The sequence below is a fragment of the Cytobacillus sp. FSL K6-0129 genome (genome assembly GCF_038007625.1).
Taxonomy (GTDB): Bacteria; Bacillota; Bacilli; order Bacillales; family Cytobacillaceae; genus Cytobacillus; species Cytobacillus kochii.
Map to the genome: position 1 here is coordinate 4,008,187 of NZ_JBBOXM010000001.1, position 16,875 is coordinate 4,025,061.

Consider the following 16,875-nt stretch of genomic DNA (forward strand, 5'->3'; position numbering starts at 1 on the left):
TGTTGAGGATGGTGGTTTCGTGATAAAAGACCCAAGGGTGTTGCAAACTTTTGATTTGTTGTGCAAAGGGTTTACAAATTTACTCCAATCAGATGCCCTCGAGCAAATCAATATTAAGAAGCTAACGGAAGCTTCGAAAATCAACCGCACGACCTTTTATTTACATTTTGCCGATTTACAAGCTTTTGTTACCTATTATGTTAATCGCCTTTTCCAACATTGGTCGGATATCGTAAATAGTGTTCCTTCTCTTCCAGAACATAAATCACTACAAGAGCCTTATCCAGGTTTAGTGCAATTATTAGAATATATTAAAAGTGAACAAGAGCTTTATCATTGCTTATTAGTTGAGCATCGTTTGCCATTATTTACAGTAGCTTTAAGAGAATGGATGATTAAATTTACTAACCAAGGTTTTGGTACGGTCACACAAACTCCTACCTTAAGCGAATCGGAGAGAAAAGTAAGGGAAGTTCATATTCTAAGCGGTACGATTGGGTCCATTGTATGGTGGCTAGAAGAGGGATTTCCGATATCATCGCAAAAACTTGCAGAAGAATTGACCTTAATAGCGGCGAAGGGACCTTTTTATTTAAAATAGAAAAAAGTACTTGAAAATTCAGAATTAGAGATTATAATAGTAACTAATCAAACTTAATGCCTATTCATTAGCTATTAGAGAATAACCTTCTTTAATAATAACTAATGAACGAATGGCTATCTTAAACTATAACTGTCAAATGTATGGTGACAGTTGTATTTGAGATAGCCTATTTATATTGGTATGGGTAAACGAGAGTAGTTAGTTTTGTGACAATAATCATGTAAGCGCTTTGAAAAGTTAATATGTAATCAATATATTAAATGAAAGCTTCAGAGTGGAAATACTCCATCATGAAGCATGTACGCATATCTCCAATTACTAGTTTTGAAAAGAGCATAGGAGATAAATGGAATCGTTAGAGATGCATGAATGATGTAACCAGATATGGATTTAATTTTAGGAACAATGATTTTAAAAAAGAACTTCTGTAAAGCAGCCTGTTTATTAACGATTAAAAATTCCCTTTTTTAATCTCCATTAGTAAACGCCCGTCCTTTGAAATATAGATGGTGTACTGCTATCCATTTATTTAGAAGGTTTTTTATGGATTGTCAAAGGGAGAGAACAGAATGAAGATTCGTTCAGTTAACAGTTTTATTTTAGATATTCCAACAATTCGACCACATCAGTTGGCGATGCACACAATTACTAAACAAGCGATAGTATTGGTTTGTATTCAAAACGAAGAAGGTCAAGAAGGTTGGGCAGAAGTAGCTACGATCGGCGGTGCATCTTATGGAGAAGGTACACCGGAAGCGATTAAGGTCAATATTGATACTTACATTACACCGCATTTGATTGGTAAAAATGCAAATGATTACGCGAAAATAATGGCAGATTTAAATAAAGTGGTTAGAGGGAATTATTTCGCTAAATCTGTAGTCGAGTCAGCGTTAATTGATTTAGCTGCAAAAGAAAAACAATTACCAGCATATGAATTACTTGGAGGGAAAATCCATTCTTCTCTCCCACTTGCGTGGACATTGGCAAGTGGCGATACAGCTAAAGACATCGCAGAGGCGGAACGATTTTTAGAGGAAAAACGTCATAGAATTTTTAAATTAAAGATAGGGAAGGGCGATCCATATAAAAATGTGAACCATGTATTGGAGATTATTCGCTCCGTAGGTGATCGAGCAAGAGTAACGGTAGATATTAATCAGGCATGGGATGAAACAACTGCTGATTATTGTATTGCAGCACTTCAAGAAGGTGGTGTTTCAATGGTAGAGCAGCCATTACCCACTTGGAACTTAGAGGGAATGGCTAGATTAACAGAGAAATATGCTGTTCCAATTATGGCTGATGAAGCAGCTAATTCTATCCATGATGTTTTTCAGATTACTAAACTGCGTGCGGGGAATAGCATTGCCCTTAAACCGTGTAAGCATGGTGGATTATTAGAAACGAAGAAAGTAGCAGCTATTGCTGAAGGTGCTGGATTTGGCCTTTATGGTGGGACAATGATTGAATCAACATTAGGAACAGCTGTCTGTGCTTCGGTTTACTCTACAATAGGTGAATTTACATTTGGTACTGAATTGTTTGGTCCTTTATTATTTAAGGATCGTATAACAGTAGACAATTTGCGCTTCGAAAATTTTGAGTTAATTATTCCAGACGGTCATGGATTTGGAATGGAAATAGATAAGGATAAAGTTAAATTTTACCAAAGATAAAAAGTGGTTAGGGCAGAATATTCTGATAGAATATAATTAACTGTATGGTTAAAGGAGTGTTATAAATGGCGATGTCAACAGCTTTCTTAACTGCGTATGCGAAGGCTCCCCAAAATACGCCTATGTATGAAAATAATAAACAGATTGGAATCATGCTAGAGATAAATAAACAAAGTCATACAATCGTTAATGTCGATTCTACTTTTATGACAGGACTTGCCAAAGATTATTTGAAGAGAATGATTATTGGGACAGATTTTAGTATAGATATATCAGACTTGATTTTAGATATAGAGATGAACTGTATTATTCCTTCACAACAAGCTTTAATTGTAGCCTTAAAAGTCGCGCACCAGAAGTATCGTGATACGTTTCTAAAAAAACCAATTGAATAATTGCCCGTTTATTTACGATTTCAAGACTCTACTTGAAATAAAACTAGATAAACTATTCGGCCTTTTAAAAAGAGCACTTATTAACTGTGTTGCTTTTTGGAGGGCCATTTTTTTTACCCATAATGAAAGCGTTTTTAAAAAAGGAGTTAGATAAAATGAGTAATCTATTTAAACAAGTGAATCAAACGCTTTGGCAATCGCATAAGCGTTCGAAGGATTTATTAACATTTGCTAGTTTACGTGAAGTGAAAGAGACAAGTGTGACATCAACCTCATCAAGCGCTAAAGAGGAAAAGAATAATCGTAAAAACAATCCAGGTTCGTATAAAACTAGTCAGGTTATCGGATTACTATTAGGTCCTGTTCTATTCTTCATGATCTGGTTGATACTTCCATTAAATGGATTGAGTGATGAAGGAAAAGCAGTCCTGGCTATTACAGCCTGGGTGTCAACGTGGTGGATTTTGGAGGTCATGCCTTTAGGATTAACCTCCTTGTTACCGATTGTATTATTACCTTTATTAGGAGCAATATCTGGTAGTGAAGCAGCAAGTAGTTATGGCGATCCTAATATTTTCCTCTTTCTTGGCGGGTTTGCGATTGCGCTTGCGATTGAGAAATGGAATCTTCATGAAAGGATCGCGTTGTCAATCATTAGTCTTGTAGGAACAAGTACGTCAGGTTTAGTATATGGATTTATGTTCGCAACAGGTTTTCTTTCTATGTGGATTTCTAATGTGGCGACTGTAATGATGATGTTACCGATAGGAACAGCGATTGCTTTCAAAGTAGGAGAATTAATGAAAAAAGAGGGACAGTATACTTTTGCAGAAGAAAAGAAGTTCACTCAATCTATCATTTTCTCTATTGGCTTTGGTGGAATTATCGGAGGAAGCGCGACACTGATTGGAACGCCACCGAATCTGATATTGGCAGGATTAGTAACTGAAATGTTCGGTATAGAAATATCATTTGCTAAATGGTTTTTGTTTGCTTTTCCAATGATCCTCATTCTAGGTATTGCAACAGCTTTTTATTTAACTAAAATCGCCTACCCCATGAATGTTAAAAGCCTGCAATCAGGAAAACAATTCGTAATAGATGAGAAGGAAAATCTCGGAAAAATGAGTTTTGAGGAAAAGGCAGTAGGGTTAGTATTCACGTTAACGGCTTTTATGTGGTTAACAAGATCTTTCCTCTGGACGGATATCATTCCGGGCATAAGTGACACAATGATTGCGATTACCGGTGCCTTATTACTTTATTTAATCCCAGCATCTAAAAAGCACGGAGGAAGATTACTCGGTCAGGATTCTCTTAAGAAAATGCCTTGGGATGTCTTGCTTTTGGTCGGAGGAGGTTTAGCCATTGCGGCTGGATTCAGTCAAACGGATCTATCATCATGGGTTGGTAGTCAGCTATTATTGTTAGAAGGAACGCCATATATTGTCATTCTGGCTATATCGACCTTATTAGCAATTGGTATTACTCAGATTGCACCTAATACTGCTGTGACAACTATATTTGTACCTATTGCGGCTACGCTTGCGTTAGCAATTGATGCACATCCGTTACCATTAATGACAGCTGTTGCTTTAGGTGCTGGTTTTGCTTTTATGCTACCGATTGGTACACCATCTCAAGCAATTATATTTGGTACAGGGAAAGTAACGATTGTTGATATGTTAAGAAGAGGAACACTAGTTACCATTTTAGCCACTGTACTGATTATTTTATTTGTATACTTCCTATATCCAATGGTATTTGATCTGAACTTGTTCGAATATCCATCAGCTTTGAAATAAAATAAAACAAAGCCTTACTCCTTATATAGGAGAAGGCTTTTGTTATACTTATATCCCTTTTTTATAGAGCACAAAAGAATAAACAGTTGGTATGATGACAATAATCACAACTAAAATAATCATGATCAGAATCTGAGCAAAGTTGATAAATCCAGTGAGTATCATACCAAGCCCACCAATAATCCACAAATAACCGGCTAATCGATGGGTTTTATTCCAATTTTCCTCACTTGTAAGTGTCCAAGGTAGCTTGATTCCTACCGTGAAATTTTGCTTACTTTTAGGCATATAATTTCCACAAATGATGAAAATGAGTCCTACCAGAATAGGGGCAATAGATTCAATACGGATGTCATAGCCGAGTGCTTTGAATAAGGTGATGGGTACGATGATAAGCGTCATAATTGGAATTAACCATATAATTAATTGTTTGAGTGCTTTAGCGGTATTTTCTTTCTTTGGGTCATTATTTATCATAAAAATAGTAAATAAGTGAATGGCGGCCATTAATAGGGGCAATCCCCACACAGCAATGGCTTTCGAGGTGAAATTATCAGCTTCACCTGCTGTATTCCAGTGGATGGCGATTTGATCAGGTAAATCAGGATATACAATCAAGCCAGGAATAATAGGAAGTAAACAAAGTAACGTCGTAATCACAAGTGTCCTATTCGTTTTTCTTGTCATTTTCTTTCCCTCCAAATTGTGTAAACCACAGCATAATTTCTTCAAATACAGAAATATTTAATTCGTAATAAATGAAGTTCTTATACTTGCTTTCAAGTATAAGATCTGCCTTTTTTAGCTGTGATAAGTGATAAGAAATGGTTGCTCCTGTCATTTCAAAATGCTTCCCAATCTCACCGGCAGATAGCTTTTTATCTTTCAGCAAGACAAGAATCTCTCTACGCACAGGGTCTGAAAGAGCCTTAAATGTATCTGGAAACCCCACGATAACACCTCTTTAATCTATTTAGAAATATCTCTAAATAGATTATATAACATGATATGTAAAAAATCACTATCTGTTTCGAAAAATTTCTAAATAGGTTTGCGAGGGGCTCTAGGTTTAGGAATATTCATCCCCCATTATGAATGTATAGATCGTTTTGGAATGAATCATAATCGTTATATAAGTGATTGTAAAAAGGGGGCCATGTATCATTCAAAGGGAAGTGTATTAAGGAGAATGACCTGAATAAGAAGAAGTAATAGGCTAAAAAATGAGGTCAAACATTGCTTTAATCATATGAAATTGAAAGAAGCGAAAAAAAATAACACGAAAAAATGTTAATGTTAAACCAACATTTTTTCGTGTTACAGATAGTTGCAATGTTAATTAACTGCGATGCTTTGTATCATTGCGAAGTAAGCCATTAATACAAATAAAACAGAAGCTAAAAAGGAAAGTGCAACATGTTGTTTCATTTTAAAGAGGACTAAGCTTCCACCAAGGCAGCTAAGGGCAAGAATGCCGAATATGATGCCCACTTCAGTGAAAATAAATGAAACTGAAATTCCTTCAAGTGTTCCTTGATAGAACAGATTTAATATCGGTGCATAGCCACTATGAGCAATTAGATTGTCAATGTTCATTGGGGGAGACTGCTCATTAAAAATACCTGTAAGGATAAAGATAATGGTTATGATAAGAAATTCTGCACGAACCCATGGCTTCGGGTTGAATGAAGACTCTCTTTTTAGGCGGTGTTTCATCCAAAACCCATTGATCAAAGCGAATACAGTTAAAGGCATAACAAAAAGTAGTTTTAGCAATAGGCCTTGACCATATGAAACCAATAAGGCATCTTTATAATCTGTTTCAGCAGTCGTCACATTCGTTAGAAGAATACCACTTAAAACAATTAGTAAAAAGCAGATAATGGCTGTTAGATGGAACCATTTTAGAAAAGGCAACCAACTAGTTGTTTGCCGTGAAAACCAGGATACGACGAGTAATACCCCTGCCCAAGTAGAAACGGCAATTAGATGAAGGGCATGAATTCCAATCCCATAAACTCCTTGTATACTGCCAGCATGGCTTGACCAGGCTACACCGATGGTAAGAAGGAAGAGAAGAATCATTTCTCCAATAATGGAAATCTTTCTTTTATCCTCACCAAAAAGGGTAATGTAAAATGCCAGAACGATACAAATGATGAATGTGAAAAGCCAAGCATTCCCTACGCGGAAACTGAGTAATATATTTTCAAAGGCAGAACCCAGCCCATCAAGTTTGGTGAGATGGGTAACTAATTGTATTAAGGGAATGAAAGATAATACGGCAATCCCCATTGTCGCCACTAATTGTATTGAGATGGATACATTTACAGGTGGCTTAGAATTTGCAGGCACCCATCGTAAAATAAAGGTGCCTGCAAGGAGAGCAAAACATAAATAGAGAAGTGCCTCACTCAAAATGGTTATAAAAAACATCGTTTATTTTTTCCTTTTTAATAAGATGATCGCAATAATCGCAACAATGGCAACAAGGATGATACCAATCAATAACCCGTTTGAGTTTGATTCCGTTTCATCCGCTGTTTCGTTGGATGGTGTTGTCTCGTCTTCTTCTACAGTTGGCTCCTCATTTTCTGTAGTTGGAGCAATTTCTGCTGTATCTTCTTCTACCTCTTCTTCAGGAACATTGACTTCAAAGCCGTAAGATTCTTGCATAATATGACCATCTACTCCGATGATTTCCCAGCTTACCGTATAATTACCGTTAGCGATTGGTTCAGAAAAAGTAGCAATTAACTCATCTTCCTTAACAGTGATGTCACTCGCCTCGACTACTTCGCCTTCACTATTTTCAATTTGCAAAGAAGCGTTATCTTCTATAACAGTGTCAAAATATAATTGAATCGTATCAATTGATTCCGTAACAGTCGCACCATCTTCAGGGTTTGAACCATTTAAATGAGTATGTGCAAAAGCGGTATTTGTGCTAATTAATAAACATGTCACTACGAACAGTAGCATAGATAATTTTTTCATATCATGACCTCCAAAACTTTTTTTCGTAATTAGCGTACTAAATTGGGAAAGGAGATACAACCTTTTACCTGTGTACGATTGGTGTCGTTTTTGTGAATTTCTAAAATACTGCTATGACAAAACAATCTCTTAAGTATCGATAGGCGGCCCCTTTACTTAACAATTAAACACAATCAATTAAAAATGAGAACACCAATGTAGAAAAAATGTTAGATTCATGACATTAATGTGTAGAAAATATGGAATTTGTATGTAAATATCCTGTAACTAATTACCTTAGGTTGTACTCGAATTCTTTTTATCTTTCCATAAATCCCTCATATATATTTCTTGCCAATTAAAATATTGTTCTTATCATTTTTTGTCGTTAAAATCTAAATGATGAAAATATTCACAAAAGGAGAAAGGTTAATGAATCGAGTAGATGTAGCTTATTCACTGATTGTCGATGAAAACGAAGAAAATATCTTGATGGTAAAGAATATTAAACATAATAATTGGTCCCCACCTGGTGGAGGGGTAGAGAAAGGAGAAACATTGTTAGAGGCAGCAATTAGAGAAACGAAGGAAGAAACAGGTTTGGATATTGAACTTGGTAATATTGTCTCAATTAATGAAGCTTTTATGGAACAGGAAAATTTTCATGCGATTTTCTTTACTTTTAAGGCGAAAGTCATTGGTGGAGAGATTGAAATAAATGATAGGGAGACGATAGAAGAGGTGAGATGGATGAGTATCGCAGAAGCGGAATCTTGGATGCCTTATCATCAAAAGGGTATTCGATATTTATTAAAACAATCTGCACTTTATTATTTTGAGGGAAATTAGTTTCGTATAAAACGGTCTCCATTAGCAAAAAATGTTAAAAAGGAGATGTTTTTCATGAGGAAATTCGCCATTTTTCTGCTTATATATTTACTCGCTTGCCATGTAAGTCTGGAGGAGGTACATGCTGAAGAGTATAAACAACATGATGCCAAAGATAAGGAACAAGTGGTAGACCAGTTTGTATTAGCTATATTGAATGATGAGGTAAGGAATGCAGTAAATGATTATTATAAAAAGGATACTGTAATCCAATTTGACTGGCAAGCAAAAGACTATAACGTTGTTGAAATGAAGCAATGGAAGAAAGGTAATGAACTAGGACATTCTTTTCTGATTAGTTTAACGGTATTGCCATATGATAATAATAAGTCTAGTCAATTGGGTATTGATACAATTACTTTTGGCATTTCGCCTCAATCCTTAAACACACAGAAAAACAATAAGAGTTTAGCATCTACGGAAGTTGAGTTATTAGATTATAAACATAGAGAGGCTGTGTATAAGGGGAGTTAGTTCAATGGAAGAGAGGAGATTGGGTTGAAAGAGATATCTAGAGTGGTCGGGTTCATAGCGGGATTAATAAGTATGATAATTTGGGGAATGTTTACTTTTTTTAACCCTTATTCTTCTGACTTTGTAGGAATAGGTACAGCCTTATTAACCTTCTTCTTGTTGGCACTCCCTGCTTTGTTCATTATTATATTTATAAGGGTCTCGAATCAGTTCATCATGCTCATTGCTGTTATTTTGTCATTGCCCTGTTCACTTTACTTTGCATTAACCCCAGGATTCTTCGCTATAGCTGGTTTAGCTTGGTTATTATATTTAATAAGTTTGATTTTGATGACTCTTCATAAGAAAAAATATAATTCAGTCAATTCAATTTGATAAATGAAGGAATATATGATAGATTAATAAAAAAATTGAGGTGAAGAATGATGCCTATAAAAGATAATTGCTCATTTTCACAATTGCATCATCATATAATCTAGCTTTGCTATTTCGATCTTGAAAATCGTAAATAGGAAGGCTATTTTTCATTCAACCGTATTTGATTAAGTTCACACTTATATCAAGTGCGGTTTTTTTATTATATAAAAAAGGAGAATGTAGAATGAAGAAAATGCAAGAACAAAACGTAAAAGGGACGCAAGATTATTTACCGGAAATTGCAAAGGTGAGAAGAGACATTACTCGAACATTGGAGGAGGTATTCGTTCAATACGGATGTGAACCGCTAGAGACACCGATACTGAATTATTCAAAATTAATGGCTTCCAAATATAGCGGTGGAGATGAGATCCTTAAGGAAATGTACAATTTATCCGACAGAGGACAAAGAGAGCTGGCTCTGAGGTATGACTTAACCATTCCATTTGCTAAAGTGATAGCGATGAACCCTCAATTGAGGATGCCTTTTAAACGTTACGAAATTGGGAAGGTTTTTCGGGACGGTCCTATTAAAACGGGCAGACTTAGAGAGTTTACCCAATGTGATGTAGATGTAACTGGCATTGAAAGTCAGATGGCAGAAGCCGAATTAATGCTTATGGCCCTTGATGCGTTTGAGAGAATTGGTCTTCAGGTGGAGATTCAATATAATAATAGGAAATACCTAAGCGGAATGTTGGCACTCTTTGGAGTCGATAAAGGCCAACTCAATCAAGTGATATTGGTCATTGATAAGCTGAATAAGATTGGTGCCGATGGCGTGATGAAAGAACTTAATCATCTCAATCTCTCAGGAAATACATTAAGTAGTATTCAAAGGTTTTTAGAAGATGAGGAAAACTCAACGTTATCTTCTTTTGAATCTTATGAATCCACTCAAGTACAAGAAGGGGTCAAAGAAATCGCTGAACTAGAAAGTTTTTTGCAGGCCTTATCTATAGAGGGACAATGTAATTTTAATCCTTTTTTAGCGAGAGGGTTAGAAATTTACACCGGCACAATTTATGAAATCTTTCTTGTGGATAAAACAATTACATCAAGTATTGGTAGTGGAGGAAGATACGATCAAGCGATTGGAGGTCTTATTGGCACAAATGAAACCATGCCAACAGTGGGAATATCCTTTGGTTTAGATGTCATTTCTACAGCATTCATAGCGAGAAATGTTCAGGATTTAAGCCCCTCTCCAGTTGATTATTATGTGATACCACTTAGTAAAAATATCGAGGCATTAACAGTTGCCAATGACTTAAGGAAAAAAGGATACAATGTATTGCTAGAAATGAGTAAAATGAAGCTTCGCAGAGCACTTGAACGTGCAAATAAAGAAAACATAAAAAAAGTCATTATTATTGGCGAAAATGAAGTGAAGAACAATAAGTACAACGTGAAAGATATGGGAACGGGGGAGGAGATAGAGGTAGTTTTTCTTTTTAAATGAAAATAGAAAAGTTTGCTGCAAATAGTTAATGGAAGGAAGTGTAATTATTATTATGTATATTTATACATTTGGTGTGAGGAAGGATAATATTTGAAATTATGTAGTATAATAGAGCCCTTGATTGTTAATAAAAGGGCTCTATTAGCATAATGTGTACTATAGATAATCATAAAACAGTAGACAATGATTGTGTGCCAATGATTATTATGATTCCGAAACCGCTTAGAAACAAATTTTTAATGGATTTAGTCATTATTTACACCTCCTATATATGATATTCTTCCTAATAAATGATAGAATAAAATATGTAATAATGCCTGCTTTTTGTCATATATGAAAATCGGAGGGCTTAATATGAATAAATTAGGACATGTTTTTAGAACGATACGTCTTGCCAAAAACCTCTCATTGAAAGATATAGCTCAAGGAAATATTAGCATTTCGTTCTTATCTAAGTTTGAAAGAGATGAATCAGACATTTCCCTATCAAATTTTTATTCATTATTAAACAAAATAAATGTGACAATAGAAGAGTTTAGTTTCATAGCCAACGACTATAAATTACTCGACCAAGAAGTTTTATTAGATGATATCAAATCAGCATATGAGAGCAACAATATTATTCTTTTAGAAAAGTATAAAAAGAAAGAAATGGATTTATATATCGAGACAAATAGTCCTACATATAAGTTTAGTTATATTATGATTAGCGCAATTATACATACACTAGACCCGTCGAAGGATGTCTCTCAAGTAGATAGGGATTATATAAGTGAATATTTATTATCTATTGATACGTGGGGATATTTTGAGATTGTCCTGTTTGGAAACTCTATGAATTTATTGACTATGGATTCAATGGTTATTCTATCTAAGGAAATATTAAAAAAGACTAAAATGTATATGAATTTGAGAGTCAACAGACAAGAGGTTATTAGAATTTTACTCAATGCTGTGATTTTTTGTGTTGAAGGAAAAAGATATGCAGATTCTTTATTTTTTATTAAGACACTGGAAGATTTATTAAAAGATACAGATTTATTTTTTGAGAAAACAAAACTCTTATTCATTAGAGGATTGTATGAAATTAAGACAAATAAAATAGAACTGGGAACTAAAAATTGTAAAAAGGCAATTCAAATAATGTATGATTTAGGATCTGTTGAGATAGCTGCAAATCATGAAGAATACTTAGATAACTGCTTGTCTAGATAGTATTTTCAAATATGACATTGAAATCTTAACATTTAATACTATATATTAAAATAAAATTAATACAATAATAATAACAAGTAAGGTTAATTTTGGTTATTTGTCGTAATTAATAGCTATTTGTTTTATTTATCAATAAAGCCTGAATTTGAAATTGTTATTTATATTTAGTTTTAAGAAACTCAATTCAAATATAGAAAGATGGACTCGTTATGTCACAGAGATTGAATGAAAAGGAATTAGATGCCGTTATTGATATTCTTAAGGATGTTGTAAATGTTCATAAAACATTGTTTGATGATTTACGACCAATGCAAGAGGAGAACCCTAATCATCAGATGTTTTTGTTGCAGAAGGAAAAAGTGGAGTTTTATCAGACAATTATCCAGAAGTTAAATCAGCAACATAGAAAAGTGAATTAATGTTCGGTAGCTAGTCAAATGAATCTATCTTCATTGTAGAACCACACAAATCTTGTGTGGTTCCCTTTTTTTTCTTTACCCATGCCGTTATGACTGTAATCATGACTGTTTTGGCGATTAAATCTATTTCCTCTTTAATTATGTAAATGACAATACTTTTCAACTTTGTTGTCCACGTGCTTTTATCAGGATTTTTAAAAGGGGATAAGGTTCTAGCCAGTTGGTTTGTGGCAAGTTGTAGCCAAGCGTTTTCGCTATATGTATCCCTTGTTAAGAGTTTTTTCCACTGTACTTATTTAGAACCGGTTATATCAATGATACCTACAATCAAGATAAGGACTCCTTTAAGTAAAGTATATTGAACAGGGAGCTGCTTTTAATAGGTTAATTGAGTTCATGCCTGAGCACTTTTAAGGGTTATAGGGTTGTCTTTGTCCAATCCTAGTAAAAATATGATGATACTTCTTAGTGTCCTTACTATTCGAACCGTCCGTTAAAGCTTGTCCTTCTTAATTAAGGTAATTTTATTTCATTTTACTTCTATCAGTTAAATGTCTAATATTAAGTTAATAGGAAAGGGATGAAGCAATGCATTCATTAGTTTTTCAAGAAAAATGGGCCTCAACCTTATCAGAAAAGTACCGTAAAGAGATTGAGGGGATTTATAGTCAATCTGTTCCTCATCTACAAAAGGGAATGATTGTTTTTACCTCTATTTGGCAAGCGAAAAATCATCGAGAGGACTTATTGATATCGGTACTGATTCAAAATACAACGAAAGAAGCTTTTGTTTTAGAGCATACTGCTGTGTCTTATTTAGCTGAGGATGGAACCCAACTTGCTCAACATATTTTTACAACGAATCAAATACATGTTGAGCCAAATACGTCAATGCCATGGACGTTTATATTTCCGGGTGCAGGGGATGTACTAGAAAGAGGCGCAGGAAGGTTAGTTTTAGTAGATTAACAAGCCATCTCCAACTGATTGGAGATGGCTTGTTTCATTTTTATTTTCCAGGCTTAAAGTTCATTTTCATCGCTTTTGCCATGTTTACTGGTAGGTCTGTATTTTCCATTGTGCCAGTAAACAGTTCTGATCCTGGGCCATAAGTATAAACGGGGATATCAATTCCTGTATGGCCGGTACTTGTCCAACCGACAGATGCTCTTTCTGAAATGATTTGATTGATAGATGAAGCTGGATTATCAGCATTTTTGATTGCATTGACTTCAGCTTTCGTTAAATCAATCGCTGCATATTCTTTTAGCACTTTCTTAGCGTTTGTCCGTTTCTTATTAAGTTTGGATGCCATATAGTCACCTGTAGCCGTCACATCTCGTAGCATTTCCACATTTGCACTACCATTTCCGTAACCGCCAACAGACATTCCGCCTGTATCATGATCTCCAGCAACAACAACAAGCGTATTGCCATCTTTCTTAGCGAAATCCATTGCTTCAATGACAGCTTCTTCAAATGCTTCGCTGTCTTTCATTGCCCATGCTGCATCATTCGCATGCCCTGCCCAGTCAATTTGACTTCCTTCCACCATTAAGAAGAAGCCGTTTTTATTCTTTTTCAATGTATCGATAGCCGTTTCTGTCATGTCTGCTAGACTAGGCTGTTGTGTGTCTTCGCGATCAAGCTCCGGTGCCATTCCTTCTTCGGCAAATAAACCAAGCACTTTATTCGTTTTCTTCACACGATCCAATTCTCTTTTATTTGTAACTAATTGGTAGCCCTCGTCTTTCGCTTCATCAATTAATTCGTTAGTAAAGTATTTTTGTCCTCCACCTAAGATGACATCCACATCATTGTCGAGTAATTGAGGGGCAATATCTGCTTCATCTGCACGAGAAGCGACATGTGAAGCAAAAGCTGCTGGAGTCGCATGGGTAATCGTTGAAGTGGCAACTAGCCCAGATGATTTCCCTTTCCTTTCTGTTTCTTCCAAAATTGTTTTTAGTTCTTTACCAGTCGGATCGGTGCTTATCATACCATTATTGGTCTTTACGCCAGTTGCCATCGCCGTTCCGGCAGCTGCTGAATCTGTAATATTGGAGTTCGCTGAGTATGTACGTTGCATCGCGATGTTCATCGAGTCAAGAACGGTATTCTCACCTTTATACCAACGATAGTTTGTTGCATAGGCCGCGGAAAAACCGTCAGGAATAAGGAAAATGACATTTTGTGCTTTATCTTTCCCCTTTGGCTTTCCTTTCGCTTCTACTTCTTGCTCAGGTAGTACGGTAGAGATGCCCCCGACAGCAATGGTAGATACAAGTGCGAGTGACAATAGTTTCTTTTTCCAAGTCTTTTTCAACATGTTTCTTCCCCCCTAAAATGGTTTGTACAAGATAACTATAAGGTCGAATTTTTAACGGTTGATAAAGAGAGGGTGAAAAAAGAGTAAAGAAGAAAAAATGGGTAATTAGTGGCGGAAAGGAGTGATTTGGAAGGGTTTTTACGATTGAAAGGAAAGAATGCTTGCTGAATTTGTTGTGGCAATCGCACTTTTGTTCTAATTTATGTAAAAGTTGCGTGAAGGGGGTGTAAAGGACTTTTACACACATGAATGATTATCGCGATTAGTAGATGGGGGACCACTACAAATCGCGATTGTCTGTCAGGTCATATTTCTAAGCTGTTGTTCCATTATAGAAACAAATTCATCTTCTTTCCAAATGGTGAATGTTTCTTTTATATCATACTGTGTTAATAATGCGTTAACGATTTGATAGCCAAGGTAATAGCCTAAGCGGGTCTGCTTGAAGTTTTTCCCTCCATTAATAGAGAACCATTCTTTATAAATTGTATGACTATCGTTAATGGTCTTCATATCATAAAGAAACTGTTTCGCGATTAAACTTTCATTTTTTTGAGTGAAGTCAAGCCACTTTCTGTCTTCTTCAAAGGCGAAATGTTCGTCTAATCGTGCTTCTACTAATAGCGTGGAAAGGGTCGTTGCGATGCCTTCTTGTAAGAGCCATGTATAGGGATGAGTCCAATTGACAAGATGCCAGTCTTGCGAATAGATGTCATTATATAAATAATGCATGACATGTCCAAACTCATGGGCAATAATAATTTTAATATAGGTTTCGTTATAGGGGAGTTTTTCTAGACAAAAGGCTACATCAGGTTGATATTGCTGATACACAAAGGCATTGCTCCCATATAAGCCGACGAGCAAGCGGACTGTTTTAGTATATTTCACATTAAACATCGCTTCATATCGTTGAAGTATATTTGGTATGTGTTCAAGAAATAAGTCTCTCATCGGTAAAAGTTCTGGTAGCTTAGGTGGGTGTTTCTTCAATGCTGCTCGTTTTTTTGTTTCAATATGTAAACAATGATGGGCGAAATAAACTTCATAGTCTGCTTGAAATTGATGATAGTACTGTTCTAAGTATTCGGATGTTGGTTGATAATGGCTCACAAAATCTCCAACTGTATCAACGATTCTCAAATGATGCTGCCTCCTTATTAGTTTTAATGCTAATAAAGTGTTCGCTTCTCAACTGTTAGAATCCTTCCATTTTCATTAAGTGAAAAGGAAATCTAAGAGCAAAGGCGAATATTTTAGCAATAAGGAGCTGATAAAGAAATGAAGGAACGTCTAGTAAGAATAGGAACGACTTATCTACCTGTAATAGATGTGGAACAATCAGCAAAGTGGTATCAGAAACATCTGGGTGCAGCTGTTAATTATAGGGATCAACATAAAGCTATTCTAGATTTAGCGAATCAAAGTATCTTTTTAGTAAAAGCAGAAGGTGGAGAGCGTTCCCAATTTGTTGACATAGAAGGCAGAGAACATTTTTCTGTTACTTTTGAAGTGGACGGGTTAGCTGAGCTGGAAAGATTGCATACCCTTTTTATAGAGGAAGAAGTGTTGGTAGGAGCAATTGAAGATCGTGGTCATGCGGGCAAGAACTTTATTTTCTACGATTGTAATGGCAATCAATTTGATGTTTGGAGTGAGTTAAGTCCAGCGTTTAAACAATGGAGAACGGATGTTATCTATGATTGAGATGATAGACGAGGATAATAGAGAAAAAGTGAGTGATTTTTTCGCGAATCATTGGGGAACGACAGAGATGGTTCTCTCCTCTGGCGTCTATCATTGTGATGAGCTGGATGGCTATGTATATAAGAGTGCTAAAGGTGAGATTGTTGGCCTAGTGACTTACATTAGGCATAATGAAGATATATGTGAAGTCATTTCGTTAGACAGTGTATATGAAGGGCAGGGAATTGGTTCAAGTTTGATGTGTGTTATTGAAGAAAAGGCAAGAGAATTGGGGGCAAAGGCGGTTCAGCTCATCACAACCAACGATATTCTACATGCATTATCTTTTTATCAAAAACGCGGCTATGTATTAAAAGCAGTTTATCCAAACGCAGTAGAGAAAGCGCGAACTGTAAAACCTTCCATACCATTTGTGGCAAGTAATGGTATTCCTATCCGAGATGAATGGTTATTATATAAACTGCTTATATAGCACCCTATTTTAAGCAATATTTTATCAGATTGC

At 35.6% G+C, this 16,875-nt stretch carries 19 protein-coding genes; 13 read left to right on the plus strand and 6 right to left on the minus strand.

Annotated elements, in window-relative coordinates; all coding sequences use genetic code 11:
- Positions 1-19: 19 nt before the first annotated feature.
- The 4 genes from MHI57_RS20380 to MHI57_RS20395 all read left to right on the plus strand — a co-directional run bounded on the left by MHI57_RS20380 (position 20) and on the right by MHI57_RS20395 (position 4,483).
- Positions 20-601, plus strand: coding sequence for a TetR-like C-terminal domain-containing protein (locus MHI57_RS20380; protein ID WP_095370403.1), 582 nt, complete (start codon positions 20-22; stop codon positions 599-601).
- A 572-nt stretch (positions 602-1,173) separates the two neighbouring features.
- Complete coding sequence (locus MHI57_RS20385) at positions 1,174-2,283, plus strand: muconate cycloisomerase family protein (RefSeq protein ID WP_340978092.1); 1,110 nt, start codon at positions 1,174-1,176, stop codon at positions 2,281-2,283.
- Positions 2,284-2,348: 65 nt separating this feature from the next.
- Positions 2,349-2,678 carry a DUF3870 domain-containing protein gene (locus tag MHI57_RS20390; protein WP_095370401.1) on the plus strand — a complete coding sequence of 110 codons (330 nt, stop codon included), beginning with the start codon at positions 2,349-2,351 and terminating at the stop codon, positions 2,676-2,678.
- Between the two features lie 155 nt (positions 2,679-2,833).
- The gene (locus tag MHI57_RS20395; protein ID WP_307317273.1) at positions 2,834-4,483 is read left to right on the plus strand and encodes an SLC13 family permease; all 1,650 of its coding nucleotides are present in this window, start codon (positions 2,834-2,836) and stop codon (positions 4,481-4,483) included.
- A 48-nt stretch (positions 4,484-4,531) separates the two neighbouring features.
- Here MHI57_RS20395 and MHI57_RS20400 read toward each other — a convergent pair whose 3' ends face one another.
- The 4 genes from MHI57_RS20400 to MHI57_RS20415 all read right to left on the minus strand — a co-directional run bounded on the left by MHI57_RS20400 (position 4,532) and on the right by MHI57_RS20415 (position 7,480).
- Positions 4,532-5,170, minus strand: coding sequence for an SdpI family protein (locus MHI57_RS20400; RefSeq protein WP_340978095.1), 639 nt, complete (start codon positions 5,168-5,170; stop codon positions 4,532-4,534).
- Positions 5,151-5,435: an autorepressor SdpR family transcription factor gene (locus tag MHI57_RS20405; RefSeq protein ID WP_095370398.1), complete on the minus strand. Its 285-nt coding sequence runs from the start codon at positions 5,433-5,435 to the stop codon at positions 5,151-5,153. The genes MHI57_RS20400 and MHI57_RS20405 overlap by 20 nt, the downstream gene beginning before the upstream one ends.
- A 383-nt stretch (positions 5,436-5,818) precedes the next feature.
- Entirely contained in the window at positions 5,819-6,919 is a 1,101-nt protein-coding gene (locus MHI57_RS20410; protein WP_095370397.1) for a copper resistance D family protein, read from the minus strand.
- 3 nt (positions 6,920-6,922) lie between these two features.
- Positions 6,923-7,480 (minus strand): copper resistance CopC family protein, encoded by a 558-nt coding sequence (locus tag MHI57_RS20415; protein WP_095370396.1) that lies wholly within the window; start codon positions 7,478-7,480, stop codon positions 6,923-6,925.
- A 411-nt stretch (positions 7,481-7,891) separates the two neighbouring features.
- Between MHI57_RS20415 and MHI57_RS20420 the strand changes: the two genes are divergently transcribed.
- The 7 genes from MHI57_RS20420 (at position 7,892) to MHI57_RS20450 (ending at position 13,303) form a co-directional block, all read left to right on the plus strand.
- Entirely contained in the window at positions 7,892-8,308 is a 417-nt protein-coding gene (locus MHI57_RS20420; RefSeq protein WP_095370395.1) for an NUDIX hydrolase, read from the plus strand.
- 54 nt (positions 8,309-8,362) lie between these two features.
- Positions 8,363-8,821 carry a DUF3888 domain-containing protein gene (locus MHI57_RS20425; RefSeq protein WP_157733777.1) on the plus strand — a complete coding sequence of 153 codons (459 nt, stop codon included), beginning with the start codon at positions 8,363-8,365 and terminating at the stop codon, positions 8,819-8,821.
- Between the two features lie 24 nt (positions 8,822-8,845).
- Positions 8,846-9,196, plus strand: coding sequence for a hypothetical protein (locus MHI57_RS20430; RefSeq protein WP_340978096.1), 351 nt, complete (start codon positions 8,846-8,848; stop codon positions 9,194-9,196).
- Between the two features lie 226 nt (positions 9,197-9,422).
- Positions 9,423-10,700 carry a histidine--tRNA ligase gene (locus MHI57_RS20435; protein ID WP_340978097.1) on the plus strand — a complete coding sequence of 426 codons (1,278 nt, stop codon included), beginning with the start codon at positions 9,423-9,425 and terminating at the stop codon, positions 10,698-10,700.
- Positions 10,701-11,054: 354 nt separating this feature from the next.
- Positions 11,055-11,915 (plus strand): helix-turn-helix domain-containing protein, encoded by an 861-nt coding sequence (locus MHI57_RS20440; protein ID WP_180317001.1) that lies wholly within the window; start codon positions 11,055-11,057, stop codon positions 11,913-11,915.
- A 209-nt stretch (positions 11,916-12,124) separates the two neighbouring features.
- Positions 12,125-12,334 carry a hypothetical protein gene (locus MHI57_RS20445; protein ID WP_095370390.1) on the plus strand — a complete coding sequence of 70 codons (210 nt, stop codon included), beginning with the start codon at positions 12,125-12,127 and terminating at the stop codon, positions 12,332-12,334.
- Between the two features lie 588 nt (positions 12,335-12,922).
- Positions 12,923-13,303, plus strand: a complete 381-nt coding sequence (locus tag MHI57_RS20450) for an SLAP domain-containing protein (protein WP_340978098.1) — start codon at positions 12,923-12,925, stop codon at positions 13,301-13,303.
- A gap of 40 nt (positions 13,304-13,343) precedes the next feature.
- Here the strand turns inward: MHI57_RS20450 and MHI57_RS20455 are convergent, their stop codons facing one another.
- Together MHI57_RS20455 and MHI57_RS20460 are read right to left on the minus strand one after the other, a co-directional pair.
- Positions 13,344-14,663, minus strand: coding sequence for an alkaline phosphatase (locus MHI57_RS20455; RefSeq protein ID WP_340978099.1), 1,320 nt, complete (start codon positions 14,661-14,663; stop codon positions 13,344-13,346).
- Between the two features lie 300 nt (positions 14,664-14,963).
- A complete protein-coding gene (locus MHI57_RS20460; protein WP_095370386.1) occupies positions 14,964-15,806 on the minus strand; it encodes a hypothetical protein in 843 nt (280 codons plus the stop codon).
- A 138-nt stretch (positions 15,807-15,944) separates the two neighbouring features.
- Between MHI57_RS20460 and MHI57_RS20465 the strand changes: the two genes are divergently transcribed.
- Both MHI57_RS20465 and MHI57_RS20470 read left to right on the plus strand, forming a co-directional pair.
- A complete protein-coding gene (locus MHI57_RS20465) occupies positions 15,945-16,370 on the plus strand; it encodes a VOC family protein (protein WP_307317251.1) in 426 nt (141 codons plus the stop codon).
- Positions 16,363-16,842, plus strand: a complete 480-nt coding sequence (locus MHI57_RS20470; RefSeq protein ID WP_340978100.1) for a GNAT family N-acetyltransferase — start codon at positions 16,363-16,365, stop codon at positions 16,840-16,842. The genes MHI57_RS20465 and MHI57_RS20470 overlap by 8 nt, the downstream gene beginning before the upstream one ends.
- The last annotated feature ends 33 nt before the right edge of the window (positions 16,843-16,875 follow it).